At 54.7% G+C, this 15882-nt stretch carries 5 protein-coding genes; 4 read left to right on the forward strand and 1 reads right to left on the reverse strand.

Annotated elements, in window-relative coordinates; all coding sequences use genetic code 11:
• Nucleotides 1-26: 26 nt before the first annotated feature.
• Entirely contained in the window at nt 27-4301 is a 4275-nt protein-coding gene (locus tag ACYVGC_RS22420) for an RHS repeat-associated core domain-containing protein (protein WP_460586071.1), read from the forward strand.
• Nucleotides 4302-5493: 1192 nt separating this feature from the next.
• Here ACYVGC_RS22420 and ACYVGC_RS22425 read toward each other — a convergent pair.
• The gene (locus ACYVGC_RS22425) at nt 5494-5970 is read right to left on the reverse strand and encodes a recombinase family protein (protein WP_460586072.1); all 477 of its coding nucleotides are present in this window, start codon (nt 5968-5970) and stop codon (nt 5494-5496) included.
• Nucleotides 5971-6097: 127 nt separating this feature from the next.
• Here ACYVGC_RS22425 and ACYVGC_RS22430 point away from each other — a divergent pair, with 127 nt between their 5' ends.
• The 3 genes from ACYVGC_RS22430 to ACYVGC_RS22440 all read left to right on the forward strand — a co-directional run bounded on the left by ACYVGC_RS22430 (nt 6098) and on the right by ACYVGC_RS22440 (nt 15738).
• Nucleotides 6098-6760, forward strand: coding sequence for a recombinase family protein (locus ACYVGC_RS22430; RefSeq protein WP_460586073.1), 663 nt, complete (start codon nt 6098-6100; stop codon nt 6758-6760).
• A gap of 377 nt (nt 6761-7137) precedes the next feature.
• On the forward strand, nt 7138-7536 hold the full coding sequence (locus ACYVGC_RS22435) for a transposase (RefSeq protein WP_460586074.1): 399 nt from the start codon (nt 7138-7140) through the stop codon (nt 7534-7536).
• Nucleotides 7537-7932: 396 nt separating this feature from the next.
• On the forward strand, nt 7933-15738 hold the full coding sequence (locus tag ACYVGC_RS22440) for a non-ribosomal peptide synthetase (protein ID WP_460586075.1): 7806 nt from the start codon (nt 7933-7935) through the stop codon (nt 15736-15738).
• Nucleotides 15739-15882: the final 144 nt, after the last annotated feature.

A 15882-nucleotide genomic window follows, 5' to 3' on the forward strand; every position in this document is an offset into this window, starting at 1 on the left:
GTTTACTAGCTGGTTTTTCTGCTTCCATGACAAGGGAAAGTTACTTTCGCCGTGTCCATTTTTACCCGACCACCTCAGGTAGTGGGCACGCGCTCAAGTTTAATCAGCGAGCTAATACGGCTGATGACGCCGTATGGCAATGGGAGTATAACTCCACAAGCAATACCTTCTCCTCCCCAGGCACTTATGCAGCTGGTCAACTTCTGGTAAAAGAAACCCAGGATGAACAAAACCAATTGGTCACGGAGTATCTAGATAAACAGGGCAAAACAATCCTCAAACGTGTGGCAGCCTCCACCACTGGCAAATTGGTATATGAGGGCGATCAGTGGCTATCCTTAAGTGCTCCTAGTGGACAGCTCATCACTATTCGCCGTGCCATTTTTGGCAAGCGAGTATCCGGCACTACCGCTGACGATGCAGTATTTGATCCACAATACAGTGCAGATGTAACGAGCTATGTGCAGCAACTTGTGGCGTTGCCTAATGCGACGGTCAATGTTCCTATTGACTATCGCAGGCTTGGCCCCGATCCCTATCCAGGTAATGGTAAATACTTGCTAGTGGAAGCGTCTTATGCTCCCGTTGGCACAGGAGCGGATCTACTTACCTACTGTGCCTATGATAACCTAGATAATCTTCGATTAGTCATCTCGCCGGAGGGAGTTAATACGTTGGTGGCTAATCCTGGCAGCACACTAACGGAGGACTTCCTACGTAGCTGGTGTTTTCGATACGAGTACGATGGTCGGCACCGAGTCATCCGCAAACAAGTGCCTGGCACGGACCCGGTAGCCTTAGTATACAACCAACGCAACCAGGTAGTACTTACTCAGGACGGCAATCAGCAGCAAACGAGGACCGGTGAATGGTCTTTTGTGAAGTATGATGGATTAGGTCGGTCGATTATGACGGGTAGCTACAAAACTGATCCCAATTCCACCCAGGCTACGCTTCAAGACAACTTAGATGCAGAGACAGTATTCGCAGAGCAGATGGACAATACGACGGGGATTGGGTACACTCTTACCAAGGCATTTCCACGGGTTACCCTCACTAATGCTAATGCTGGGGTAGCGCTCTCCGAGAATAATCTGTTAACAGTTACTTACTACGACCGCTATGATGCCCCATTACTGGCTAATAATCCTGCGTTGGCGTGCAGCCTGGCTACCGGTCTTTGGCTGCCGGTCCCGCGGGGCTTGCCAACGGGCACCAGCACCCGGACTCTTGCCCTTGATGGCACAGTTGGTAACTGGCTTACCAGTACCAGCTACTACGATAAGAATTACCAAGTGGTGCAGGCCATAGAGCAGAACCAGTTGAGTGGGGTTAATACACAGTGGATGGAGTATGATTTCATGGGCAAGCTGCTTGCTTCGACCACTAGTATTACGCAAGGCGGCTCAAACTCCGTTGGCTATAAAGACACCAAAAAGTTCACCTATTATGGAAACGGACTACCGAAGGAGACCTTTCAGCAGGTATACAATACGACAACTAACCCTGCGAGTGCACAGCCCGAAATTCTACTGGTTAAGAAAGGCTATAACGAACTCAACCTGCTTATTGCGAAGTATCTGCATAGTGCAGATGGTACGGGTAGCAAGTTTCTACAAAAGGTAGACTATCGCTATAACATACGGGGTTGGCTTACGCACATCAATAACCGGGATTTAGACAATAACAATATTGAACAAAGCCCCGGGGTGTACGTGCAGGACAGGAGTGAGCCCGGGATTGCTGACCCTGACCTGTTCGGCTTAGAACTGGTATATAATAATGCTGAGTTTGCGGGCGCGGTTTCTCAATACAACGGGAACATCGCGCAGGCGATGTGGCAGACGCGCAACTCAGACCCCAACGTTACCAAGAACAACAAATTACGAGCTTATAACTACAACTACGACCCTACTAGTAGGATTGCTGGGGCCCAGTACACAACGCTGGCAAATACTGGCTGGGACATCACGAAGCAACGAGTGGATTTCAGCGTATCTAATATCAAGTATGACGGCAATGGCAACTTGTTAAGTATGACCCGCCAGGGTACTACCTCGGGCGGGGATGCAGATCCGCAGAAAAACATTATAGACCAACTTACTTATTCTTATAAGAGAATGATAAATAATAAGTTGGTGGGAAGTAATCAGTTGCTCGGCGTTGATGATGCCGCACCAGCAAATCAGGCCACGCACGACTTTAAGGATAACGGCAGCAGCTATAATCCATCCGGCAATCCAGAATACACCTACGACCAGAATGGCAATTTAACGAGTGATGCAAATAAAGGCATCACTAGCATCAGCTACACACGCCTGAATCAGCCCGCTGTCATTACGTTTAAAGCTATGCCGAGCACCGGTAACGTAGGGGGTACCATCAAATACACCTACTCAGCGGCAGGCAGCAAGCTTACCAAACAAATCTACAACGGGACTAGTAGTACGCCTGCTAAAACGACAAACTATGCGGGGCCAGTGGTGTTTGAGACAACCCCCAGCACGAGTTCAACCCCTGTTTTTGCTCAAACTGCGGAAGGGAGGATGCTCTATATTCCGAGCAGCAATGGCACTTTGTTACCGTGGAAATATGAATACCACCTCAAAGACCACCTAGGTAATCTGCGCTATGCCTTCCGGGCAGACAAGGATAACAATGTGGTTACGCAGATTAAGGCAGGGATGGAGCCGGCAAGTGCTACCCAGGAAGAGCAGCAATTCCAGCATGTGGCCGAAACGCGTTTGATAGACACCGACCATGCCCGTACCGGCTCCTACGTAGCGCGACTGAACGCGGGCACAGGGCGACGTGAGGGTCCTAGCGTACGGCTAAAAGTAGCCGCTGGGGATACTATACGTGCGGAGGTATACGGACGCTATGACCGGGGTGCAGTAGCCGGTAGCCTCTTCCAGAAAGGGGCACTAGTAACGGGGTCCCTTTCTGCTGGAGCGCCGAGTCAATTAGTGATAGATCAGGCACAGCCGGTAGCAGCTCAGCGGCGCTGGCTGCCTTTCATAGGAGCCAGTATCGCGCTTGTTCCAGAACTGCTCAAAATGAAACGAGTCTACGTGCCGACTGCTTATCTGCGTTATGAGGTATTCAATAAGGATAGCCAATTAGTGGCCACTAAAACGCAACCTATCCAGCGCACCGCGACTGACGAGTGGCAGCATCTGCAGGCCGGAACGAAGGTTGACAGCGCAGGTTTTGTGCAGGTAAGTTTAGTTAACGAAAGTGGGATGCCGGCTTACTTCGATGATTTAGTCGTGAACACTGTCGCCCCGAGCCCCTATCAGGAAAATCACTATGATCCTTTTGGCCTTAATTTAGTGGGTATTGAAATGGCCAATGTACCCAATTCGGCTTTTCAATACAATGGCAAGGAAAAGCTAGAGGACTTTGGCCTGAATTGGATTGACTATGGAGCGAGGATGTACGATGCTCAATTGGGGAGGTGGCATGTTTCTGATCCAATGTCTGAAGACATGGCTAATGCTAGCCCTTACTGCTATGCGTTAAATAATCCTATATTATTAACAGATCCTGATGGCATGAGCCCAGTATATAATTGGGGCGATGGAAGCTATTATGAAGGCTCAACAAAGGTTGATTGGACATATGTATCTTCATACATTAATGATGGACAAGAAGGTGCTAAACAGGAACGTGGTAATGGAGGCAATAACGGAGGACAGGTTACAGGTGGGCTGAATGTAATAAATAAGCCAGGGACTGGTATACGCAAAACTAGCACAGGCCATTATCAGACTTTTGATACGGAGGCTGACACTGGTGATGCCGGCTGGGCAAATGATATTACTGAGTTAGCTGGTGGATTTACTCCATTAGGTACTGCTATAGATATCAAAACTGCTATTTCTGGACAAGATCTGAATGGTAACGAAGTAACTCCTTTCTGGAGAGCCGCTGGATTGATACCTTTGGTTTCAGAAGTCCGAATGGCGGGCAAGCTAGCTAAATTTGAAAGAGTAGCTAATAAATCACTTAAGTCAACATTACCTGCATGGAAAAGGGTTAGTATTGATATGGAACATGTTTTATCAGGTCATATGCCTGGTGGACAGAGAGTAAGCTCTAAGAAAACACTATTTCCTCAGTATATGACAGATAGGCAAGTAGAAGCAACAGTGCGAAGTGCCTATCAGAATGTACTAAAAAAAGTTTCTACTCAAGGGGATAGAATGCTTTTACAAGGAATGTCTAACAATGGTATTAAAGTGGAAATGTGGCTAAATAATGCCACTAAAACTATTGAAACAGCTTATCCAATACGTTAACATGAACAACTTATTCATTCAAATAAATCCTGAGAGTCTTATACAACATAGTGATGGAAAGGTCACAGGTATAATTTACTTTTTGTTAAATAGTGTAGAGTTTCCTGAGAACTCATGGAATGACTTTGTAGTAATAGTACTTGATAATTGGATAAACAATATTAATAATTCACTTATTACGAGGTCTAATTCTTGCATCTGCAGATTTATGGATGGACCATTTAGAATTGAATTAGTCATAGACTTTGATAAAAGCATTTGTTCAGTGCGAACTTTTGAACCACTATCAATTAAAGAGATTGGAGAAATTAGTTTAGATGATGTTTTCACCAGCATAAATAATGCTGCGAAACTACTAAACTCTTTTTTTCACAGAAATGGGTACAGGATCGATGAGCAGATACAAGCATTGCAAAGGAACGCATTTGCTCTGAAAAATAATTGGACATTGTTAAGACGGTGTTAGGAAAATGCGCAAGTAAGTATCAAGCGGAATTCTCAGAGCCCATTATGCACTTTCAAACAAGTTGAGTCTGTTGTTTCGGATATTCGGTTTCCGCCCAAGTGTACTAGGACCTTTGCGCCCTAGTCGACCGTGTAATACCCTCGCCTCTTGCAACGCAGCGCTCTGTAGCAAACGCTAACCTTCTAGGAAAGCTACCACCGTCGAGTAATTAGGTTTTGAAATAGCTCTGAAATGATTCGGTGTGGTGTTATCATAGTAGTTGCCGTTCGGCTCATACTTTGTTGGGCCTAGTATCCCACCATAGGTCTTTGAAGCGGGTGGCCGTATCCAAATTGCTTTGATCGGAGCGCATGATAAGGCCAATTGAGACCAGCATACGATGTAACGCTTCGTTGACCAATTCCATAGATATGATATCGCACATTGATGTAGTCTGGTAGAAATGGATAGTAAGAAGCATTACTTCGTGCTACTCATTTCTGCTGAAGTATCTCACATAAGAAGCACTCTATTGAATCACAGAGAGAGAGTTGCTAACGAATAAATTGAGAGCAGACGCCACACGGTAGTGGCGTGAAAAGCCTTCCCTCGCCGGGTATGGTAGCCAGCTGCATTCAGTGCCCCCGCAATTTCCCACAGGGTTTGCTGCTTAGCCCGAAGGAGTTCGGCCAACTGGGCAGCTTGTCGATTAGCCTGGTGCTCGCGGGCTTGATGCTGCATGGCCGCCTAGCCCTGTCGGGTAATGGCTGGCGTCATGTTCTGCGGATTGCCCAGCTTTGCTCCGCGGGCCTTCTTCGTGGATAGGGCATCCTTGGTACGTTTAGAAATCGTCTCCCGCTCATGTTGCGCGAGTACGGCAAACAATCCCACGGTAAGGGTATTGGCGTCGGGCATGTCACAGCAGACAAAGTCCACCCCCGAGTCGCGCAGGGCCAGGATGAAGCTGGCATTGCGGCTGAGTCGGTCGAGCTTAGCGATGAGCAGGGTGCTACCCACCCGCCGGGCCTCGGCCATGGCAGCCAGTAGCTGCGGGCGCTGGTTCTTCTTCACACTCTCGATTTCGACGTACTCAGTCAGCAGTTGCGTAGGGTCGACGACGAAAGCCCGCACCGCGGCTTGTTGGGCTTCGAGACCAAGCCCCGAGATTCCTTGCTTTTGAGTGGAGACTCTATAATAAGGAGTGTAGATCGGAAGAGGGGTCATGGTACAAAAAGCGGGGTACAAAAGCCCCGTTCAGGGGTAGTAGGGTAAAAGTAGGTAGATTTTACATATGAGCAACGTCCGTTTAACTTTTGTGACAAAATCATTTTGAGGGGTATTTTTGCGCTCGATGACGAAATATGTGGCCTACTTCCGGGTAAGTACCGTCCGCCAAGGGCAGTCCGGCCTCGGTCTCGAAGCCCAGCAAGCCGCCGTGCAAAACTTCCTCCGCGGCGACGCGACGTTGGTGAGCACCTTCTTCGAAATCGAGAGTGGCAAGAAGAATGAGCGGCCGCAACTAGCGGCTGCTATTGCCCAGGCCCGGCAGGAAGACGCGGTGCTGCTCGTAGCTAAATTGGACCGCCTTGCGCGGAACGTGGCATTCCTCGCGACGCTCATGGAAAGTCGCGTGCGCTTCCAGGCGGTTGACTTGCCGGCGGCCGATGAGTTCACCCTCCACATCATGGCGGCCGTCGCCCAGAAGGAGGCTTCGGCCATTTCTACGCGTACCCGCGATGCGCTAGCTGCTAAGAAGGCACGAGGTGCTCAACTTGGAACCCCAGCTAATTTGACCCAGGCCGCTCGAGAGAAATCGTGGGTGGCCATGACGCAGAATGCCCAAGCCAATCTGAATAATCGGCAGGCGGCGCAGCTAGCCGCGCTGTTGCGGGCGACAGGGGCAACGTTGCGGGCTATTGCCGACCAGCTCAACCAGTCGGGCTATCGCACCCGGCACGGGAAGGCCTTTCATCCCATGGGCGTGCAGCGATTACTACCCAAACCGGTGAATTAAGCTGTTTACGAGTAGCAAGGCTTCCTTTACGATATGTAAAAATTCAACAGTTACGAAAAGAGGGCTATCAGGCTAGCAGTCGTACTTTCTGAATGCCCGTTCTGAAAACGGCAGTTCCCAATGAGACGCCTTGCAGAAGGACGTTCTTAAAATGACTATAGCCCAGCTTCTTTGAATCACTTATATATATAAGGTTACGCCGGCTACCTGTTACGCTTCCTAGTATCGCCTGTGCACTGCTTGCCAAGACAAGGTTGGCTTAAGGCTCAAAGTCTAGTGAGCTGCTGTAAGGTGTGATATGCTTTTATCTCCTGCTAGTTGGCTCATTTAACTGGTAAGCATACAGCGACTGGGCTTACCTGTGTGCCTATCAGGCTATGGTCAGCAAGCAGGTAGTCGGCTGGCACGTCATGGCGACCATGCCCGAGGCGCTGATTATCACTGCCTTGCCGCGCGCTTTTTGGGCCCAGCCGCCCACACCCGGCCTACTCGTCTATTCTGACCGCGGTGGGCAGTGCTGTGGCAACGGGTACCGCCACTTGCTGCACGACCACGCAGCTCTGCGCTCGCAGAGCCGACGCGGCGACTGCTACGACAATGCGCAGGCAGAGAGCCTCTGGTCACGCCTCAAAACGGAGGTCCTTGAAGTGCGCGAACGGCCTGTTTTTGCCGACCTGGCTGACGCGCAGACCAGCGTGGCCGACTATTTTGATTATTATAATCACGAGTGTCTGCACTCCAGCATCGGCTATCAGACACCCTATCATACTCACTAACAGCTTCTTCAGCTTACAGCCCTAAACTGTCCAGCGTAACTAGACTACCCCAGTAAAACCAAGCAGTACTAACTCCTTGGTCCGGTGTCTACAAGAAGCAGGCTGGTGGACGAGGGCTTTGACCGCGCTTGCCGCATACGCCATCGCAGGTGGCTTTTGAGTGGTGCCCAAAACCTGGTTTAGTACAGCAAAACACCTGGTTCGTGTAACAGATTGAACCGGCTCAGCTGCTTACAACACCTTTGACTAGCGCTAGCCGTGGGCCGGCCTACGGGCTGGCAAAATAGAGCCATTACCCGGCAATCCGAATTCCATACGGCGCAGCTGGCTGCGACCAGTTCGCTCGATTATAGCTCGCTTTTCGTGCTGAACCGAAATAAATTCTAATCGTCTAATATGGAAGTTTTTGAGCTTATCAGGCAGCTACAGAAGGAGGGCATTCACTTATTCGTCGAGGAGCAGGAGTTGAAGGTGAAGGCCCGGCCGGGCGCCCTGCCTGCGGCCCTGCTGGCACACCTTAAAACCCATAAGCAGGCCCTGCTACACCTGTTGCAAAATGGCGGGGCGGCGGCTGAGCACATCGCGCCGGCTCCTCAGGCCCCGGATTATCCCCTCTCGTATGGGCAGCATAGCATCTGGACGCTAAGCCAAGATGAGCAAGGCTCATTGGCCTATCATATGCCCGTGGCTATGCAACTGAACGAAGACGTCGACCTAGTGCATCTGGAGCAATCCCTCCAGGACCTAGTGGACCGGCATGGTAGCCTGAGGACCGCGTTTTTCGAGCAGGCAGATGGGACAGTCCGCCAGCAGGTAGCGCAAGCGGTGCGTTTTCGGCTCCGGGTGCTGGAAGTGCCCGCGCTGTCGGCCGCAGCCCTAGAGGGCTATCTGACAACGGAAAATGAGCAGGCTTTTTGCCTCGACCAGGCGCCCCTACTGCGCGGCACCCTACTGCACGGTAAACAGGTCAGTTACCTACTGCTTACCGTTCACCACATTGTCTGCGACGGGCTGTCGCTGGACGTGCTGCAGCAGGAGCTGCTGCTTGGCTACGAAGCCCGCAAGAAAAGAGAGGTGCTCCTGCTACCGGCCCCAGCCAAGACTTACCAGGATTTTGCTGTATGGCAGCACACCAGCGAGAAGCAGGGGCGGTGGCAGGTGGAAGAAGGCTACTGGAAAAAGGTTTTGCAAGCTCCCTTGTCAGTAGTCGAGCTGCGGAACAACCTGAAGCGCCCCGCCGTGAAAAACTTCGCGGGGGGGCGCCTGCTGGTAACGCTGCCGGAACCCGTGCGCGCCGCCTTACAGGCCCGCTGCACGCAGCAGCGGGTTTCGCTGTTCGCGGGGCTGCTAGCCGGCTTGCAAGTGCTTATCTTCCGCTACACCCAGAAAACCGATACGATTCTGGGCACGGTTACCTCGGGCCGGTTGGTAGAGGAGCTCCAGGGGCTAGTGGGCCTGCTCATCAACACCCTACCACTTCGCCTGCACTTCAAGCCCACAACCACGTTCGAGCAATTGCTCGCGGCTCAGCAGCAGGTGCTGCAAGATGCCCTGGCGCACCAGGCTCTGCCCTTTCAGAAAATGGTGGAGCTGGCCGGGAGCAAGCACGACCTGAGCCGCTCGGCTCTTTTCGACGTGATGGTGATTTTCAACGAGCACCCGTCGAAAAGCCAGCCCACCACCGCAGGTCCCTACCACTTTCTGCCCGAGGACCGGCGCGCGACCAGCCAGTTTGACCTCACGATTTCGTTTGCGGCCCAGCCCGAAGCGCTGGCAGCCACGCTCGAATTCAACACCGCGCTCTATGACCGCGCGTTTATCAGCCGTCTGTGGGAGCACTTTGTGGGCCTGCTGACAATGCTGCTGGCGGCGCCCGCAGAGAGTATCAGCCGTGGCAATTACCTCGCAGAGGCCGAGACGCAGCAACAGTTGCAGCTATTCAACGACCCTCAGGCTTACTACCAGCCTGAGGTTACGCTGCTCGACCTGATTGAGCAGGCAGCGGCAGCGAATGCTCCGAAAATTGCTCTCATTGGCCCCGCCACCCAGCTCACTTACCAGCAGGTGTGGCAGGAGGTAATGGCGCTGTCGGCGCACCTGCGCACTCTTGTCGCGCCGGGCCAAGTTGTTGCCGTGCAGCTAACGCGTACCGAATGGCTGCCTATTGCACTGTTGGCCGTGCTGCACAGTGGCGCGGCCTACCTGCCCCTTGACCTAGCCTACCCGCCGGAGCGCATCGACTACATTCTGCAAGACAGCGGCTGCGACCTGCTCCTTACCGAGGACTGGCTCGCGGCTTACCGGCAGCACCCGCCGGTAGCCCCTGTGCTGGCCGCGGCCCCCGTGAGCGGGACGGCGCTGGCCTACATTATCTACACCTCGGGCTCGACGGGAAAACCCAAGGGCGTAATGATTTCGCACCAGAACGTTGCGCTGTTCGTGCAATGGGCGCTGGACGAGTTTGCCGCTTCGCAGTTTGAAATGGTGTACGCCGTAACGTCGCACTGCTTTGACCTTTCCGTATTCGAATTCTTCTTCAGCCTTGCCGCCGGCAAAACGGTGCGGATACTCCCCTCGGGCCTGCACATTGCCGAGGCCATTGCCGCCGACCGGAACGTCTTGATTAACACCGTGCCGTCGGTAGTGCAGCACTTGCTGAAGGACAGCACCTTTCCCTGGCAGCACGTAACCGTGCTCAACATGGCGGGCGAAGCCGTACCCCAGCACTTTAAGCGCGACCTGGACTACCAGGCCATAGAGGTGCGCAACCTGTACGGGCCCTCCGAAACCACCACATACAGCACCTGTTACCGCTTCTCCGACCAAGAGACCAGCATTACCATTGGCCAGCCCATTCGCAACACGCGAGTGTATGTACTCGACAAGTTTCAGCAGTTGGTGCCCACCGGCCTCGACGGCGAGCTTTACATTGCCGGTGCCGGCGTAACGCTCGGCTACAAGGGCAAAGCCGACCTTACTCAGGAACGCTACTTGCCCGATTTGCTACAGCCGGGGCAAAAAATGTACAAGACCGGAGACTCCGGGCACTGGACCTCGGATGGCCAGCTCGTGTACAGCGGGCGGAAGGATGACCAGGTCAAGCTTCGAGGATTCCGCATCGAGCTGGGGGAGATTGAAAACGCGTTGGAGCAGGTACCTGGCGTAACCAAAGCAGTAGTGCAAGTGAAGCCGTCGGCCAGCAGTGAGGCCCGGCTGGTGGCATATATGGTTACGGCCCAGGCCTTGCCCGAAGAGCACCTCCGACACCTGCTTGGGCTTCACCTGCCCGCGTACATGCTGCCCGACGTGTACGTTTGCCTGCCGGCCCTGCCGCTTACGCCCAATGGCAAGGTAGACAAAGCGGCCCTGCCCTGGGAAGAAAGCTTCGGGCTGACTACCCGGCCGGCGGCGGTTGCGCCGCGCTCGGCCCCGGAAACGCTGCTGCATGCCCTGTGGCGCGAAGTGCTAGGGGATGGGGGGCACTTTGGAGTGGCCGATAACTTTTTCGAAATAGGTGGCAACAGCCTGCACGCGGCCCGGCTGTACTCGCTGCTGAAGCAGCGCCTGGGTCTGCAAACGGGCATTCGGTTTGTACTCGAAAATGCCACGATTGCCGCGCAAGCTGCCCGGCTCGCCGATTATACGCCGCAGGCCGAAGAAGCCATTGCGCTGGCGCCGGCGCAACCGACGTATCCAGTCAGTGGCTTCCAGGCGCATTTATGGCTGCTCAACAAAAACGCCGGAGCGGCACAGGCCTACCATGTGCCGGGGGGGATGTACCTGATGGGCCCAGTGGATGCACGGGCGTTGGAAGAAGCCTTTGGCCTGCTGATTGAGCGCCACGAACTGCTGCGCTCCGTTTTTGTCGAATCGGCCACGGGGGAAGTACACCAGCGAGTGTTGCCGCCCGCACAGGTTCGGTTCCGGCTGCCGGTAGTGACCGTCGAAGCGGGCCCCGCTCTGGAGGCACTGATTGAGCAGCATGCACAGGTTCCTTTCGAGCTGAGCACCGACCTGCCTATTCGCGCAACGCTGGTACGCCTGGCGGCCGACCATTATTGTCTGCTTTACTGCCTGCACCACATTGTGTGCGATGGATGGGCGCTTAAGCTCATGGAAAAGGAAGTGATGCAGGCGTACATTCAATTGCGGGAAACGGGCGTGGCAACCAGGGCCCCGCTCGCCTTCCAGTACAAGGACTACGTTCACTGGCAGAGCCAACGGGATTACAGCAAGGAAGAGGCTTACTGGAAAACCCAACTCGCCGCCCCGCTGCCACTCCTGGAGCTGCCGCTGGATACGCAGCGGCCCCAGCAGAAAACTTACCGCGGGCGCAGCCTGACCCACGCCCTAACGGCTGCTACCGTCCAGCAGTTGAAAACGGCTGTGCTGGCCGCCAACACCACCGTTTTTACGGGGCTGCTGGCTACCCTCAACCTGCTGCTGTGGCGCTACAGTGGCCAGACAGACCTGATACTGGGCGTGGCTGTAGCCGGGCGGGAGCATTCTCAGTTTCAGGACCAGATTGGCCCTTATCTGAATACACTGCCTTTGCGCAGCCAGGTGCGGAATACAGATTCCTTTACCCAACTGCTGGCCCAGGTGCGCCAAACGCTGCTGGAAGCCTACGAGCACCAGCACTATACTTTTTCGCAGATGGTGAGTTTGGTAGCTGCCCCACTCGAAAAGGGACGCTCCCCGCTATTCGACGTACTGGTCGTGTACCAGAACCAGGCCAGCGCGGGCATTGGCGGACCGGTGGCCGCCTTTGCCCAAGCCGGTATAACGGTGGCTCCGCTACCGGAGCGTGGCGTGAGCGTGAGCCCGCTGGACATGACGTTTATCTTTCAGGATACGCCCCAAGGGCTTGAGCTACGGGCCGAGTACAACGCAGATTTGTATTCGGAAGCGTACATGCAGCGCCTGCTCGCCAACTACGCGCACCTGCTGAATGCCGTAAGCCTGCAGCCGGAGCAGGCCGTGCACCGTCAGGACTTTATTGCCCCCGCCGAGCGCCACTGGCTGGTAGAAACCGTCAATCACGACACCCGGCCGTATCCCGACGCTTCCTTGGTCACGCTGTTTGAGGAGCAGGCGGCAGCTACTCCTACCCGCCCGGCCCTGATTGCCGGAGACAAGCAGCTAACCTACCACGCCCTCAACCAGCGCGCCAACCAGTTCGCCCGGTATCTAAGGGCCTGGCATACTGTGGGCGCGGGCACCAACATCTGCCTGCAGATGCACCGTTCGGAGCAGCTGCTGGTGGCCATGCTGGGCATCCTGAAAGCGGGCGGTGCCTACGTGCCCATCGACCACAGTTACCCCGCCGAGCGCAAGCAGTACATCCTGGCCGACAGTGCCTGTGCGCTAACCGTCGATGATGCTTGCTTCGGCGAGTTCCTGTCCCTAGCGGAACAGTACGATGCCCACAACCTGGGGGTACCTATTTCGCCGGAGCAGCTCTGCTACGTCATCTACACGTCGGGCTCTACCGGTACTCCCAAAGGGGTTATGGTGCGGCATCGCAACGTGGTACCCCTGGTAAAAAATACCAACTACCTCGCCATTCAGCCCAGCGACGTTATTCTGCAGTGGTCGAATTTTGCCTTTGACGGGGCCGTATTCGACATTTTCGGTGCCTTACTCAATGGCGCGACGCTCGTGCTGCTGGCCGGCAGCGAAGTAGCCTCCGTCGACGCTATTAAGGCGAAGATTGAGGAGCACCAGGTAACGGTCCTGTTCATCACCACGGCCTTGTTCAACCTGATTGTCGATGCCGATATTACCACCTTTCGGCCCTTGCGCAAGCTGCTTTTCGGCGGGGAACTGGTATCGAAGCACCACGTGCGGCGGGCCGTGGAGTACCTGGGCCGCGGGCGCTTGTTGCACATGTACGGCCCCACTGAAACGACGGTGTACGCCACATTCTACGCCGTAGAAGAAGTATCGGACGCCGACCTGACCGTTCCCATTGGCACGCCGCTCAGCAACGACACCGTTTACATCCTCGATGAGGCGCTTCAGCTGCTGCCGCGCGGAGCAAGCGGCGAGATTTGCTTGGGCGGAGCCGGCGTGAGCCTGGGCTATTTGAACGACGCCGATAATACGGCCGCTAAGTTTGTTCCGAACCCCTTCAGGGCCGGGGAACTGCTGTACCGTACCGGCGATTTGGGCCGCTGGCAGGAGAACAGCGCCGTGGCCTTTATGGGCCGCATCGACTTTCAGGTGAAAATCCGGGGGCACCGGGTGGAGCTGGGCGAAATCGAATATTACTTGAGCCGGTGGGAGGAAATTACCGATGGGGTCGTCCGGCTGAACGAAGATGCCCAGGGCGATAAGTACTTGTGTGCCTACGTGGTAGGGGCCGTGCAGAATGAACAGGCGCTACGCGCCTACCTGCTGAAAGCTTTACCCGACTACATGGTGCCCTCCTGCTTTGTGTCGCTTGACAAGCTGCCGCTCAATGCCAACGGCAAGGTCAACCGGCAGGCACTACCCCTGCCCGCCAGCGGCGGTGAAGCCCCTAAAGACGCCCGCGTGGAGCCCCGCGACCACCTAGAGCAGCAGCTCTGGCAACTCTGGGGGAAAGTACTGGGTAGAAATGACTTCGGCATCAGGGAAAAGTTTTCGGAGATGGGCGGCCACAGCCTTAAAGCCACTCGCCTACTGTCGGAAATCCGCAAAACGCTGCAAGTTGACGTGGCCTTGGCCCAGCTGCTACACTCCTCCATTGAAGAGCAGGCGGCCCAACTGGGGCGCGCCGATGAACTGGCGTTCCAGACGATTGCTCGCGCTCCTCGCCTAGACAGCTACCCGCTCAGCACGCAGCAGCTCGGCCTGTTTGCCACCGAATGGCAGCACAGCGGCGACAAGTACCTCGTCAGCGGCGGCATGTCGCTACGGGGAGCCGTGCAGCCGGAGCACTTCCGGAATGCTGCGGCGCGGCTGCTGGACCAGCACGACATTTTGCGGACGGTGTATCGGCCCGATGCCACCGGCGAAATTCGCCAGTGGGTGCTGAGCACCCTTACGGTCGCGCAGGTGTGGGCCTACCACGACGTATCGAGCTGCGCGGAGCCCGAAGCGGAAATGGCCCGTTGCTGCCAGGCTATTGGCCATACGGTGCTGGACCTGGCAGCTGGTCCGCTCTTCAAGCTGGTGCTCTTCAAGCGGGCCCCAAACGAGTATGCCCTCATGTATTTCCTGCACCACATCGTTAGCGATGGCTGGGGGCTGGACGTGCTGCGCGAGGATTTGCTGAACGCCTACCTGCTGAGTTGGCAGGATAAGCCGGCGATTCCGGCCGGGCTTCAATACAAGGATTACGCTACCTGGCAGCAACAGCAGCTGGGAGCCGCCTCCCTGCTGCACTACGAACAGTTTTGGCGCGACCAGTTTCAGCGCGAGCCCGAATTCCTGTCCCTGCCCTTCGCCACCGGCAATGAGGCCTTTGCGGTCGAAACCGACGCCGGCGTGATAACTGCCGAGGTGGCCCCCGCACTGGTTCAGGGCATGCGGCAACTGGCCGCGTCTACCAATAGTAGCATGTTTTCGGTCGCGCTAACCAGCCTCAACCTGCTGCTGCACTCTTACACAGCCCAGTACGACCTGACCGTTCGCAGCCCCTTCGCCGGGCGCCAGCACGCCGACCTAGACCGCGTTATCGGCTGCTTCGCCGATGACGTGCTGCTCCGAACTCACTTGCTGCCGCACCAATCCTTGCAAGAGATTCTGCAACAGGTTCACGCCGTGGTGGCCGCCACCTATCACTATCATTTCTACCCAACCACGATGCTGCACGAATTGATACAGCAGCTGCATGGCATTGATATGAGTGATTTGACCAGGGTCTACATCAACTACCTGAACTTGAACAGCCGCGATAGTAGAACCGAGAATACGGCATTAGATACCATGAAACTGGCAATTGGTGTATTGCCGGAGCAGAACACGAAAAGTAAGTACGATATTAACGTTGTATTTAACGAAGACCAGGAAAAACTGGTGTTGCACGTGGAATACGATACCCGCAAAACCGATGCGCTAATTGCCAAGGAACTGCATAGCCGGCTACAGGAAATTATACAGCAATTAATTGAAGTCCCCACTATACTGCTTACCGAATTTGCAGCCACTTACCAGAATTCGGCGCTGCCAGCCCTGCACGAATTGGCCACTCAGAAAATAGACGAGACGTTTTAGTGCACCTAGTCCATAATTAACGGCCCACTCGCGGGCTACTAGCAGCGGGCAAATAAAAAGCTCTTTACCAGGGCACTTGCCGCCGAGGAGCGCGCAGGCGTAGCTCAAGGCGACATACTTCTAAAAATATGACAGGCTTTTCGC

It is taken from the genome of Hymenobacter arcticus (genome assembly GCF_054779975.1).

Coding starts and splice junctions, on each gene's coding strand:
- ACYVGC_RS22420 (WP_460586071.1), top strand. CDS start 27: ATGACAAGGGAAAGTTACTTTCGCCGTGTCCATTTTTACCCGACCACC.
- ACYVGC_RS22425 (WP_460586072.1), bottom strand. CDS start 5,970: ATGACCCCTCTTCCGATCTACACTCCTTATTATAGAGTCTCCACTCAA.
- ACYVGC_RS22430 (WP_460586073.1), top strand. CDS start 6,098: ATGACGAAATATGTGGCCTACTTCCGGGTAAGTACCGTCCGCCAAGGG.
- ACYVGC_RS22435 (WP_460586074.1), top strand. CDS start 7,138: ATGGTCAGCAAGCAGGTAGTCGGCTGGCACGTCATGGCGACCATGCCC.
- ACYVGC_RS22440 (WP_460586075.1), top strand. CDS start 7,933: ATGGAAGTTTTTGAGCTTATCAGGCAGCTACAGAAGGAGGGCATTCAC.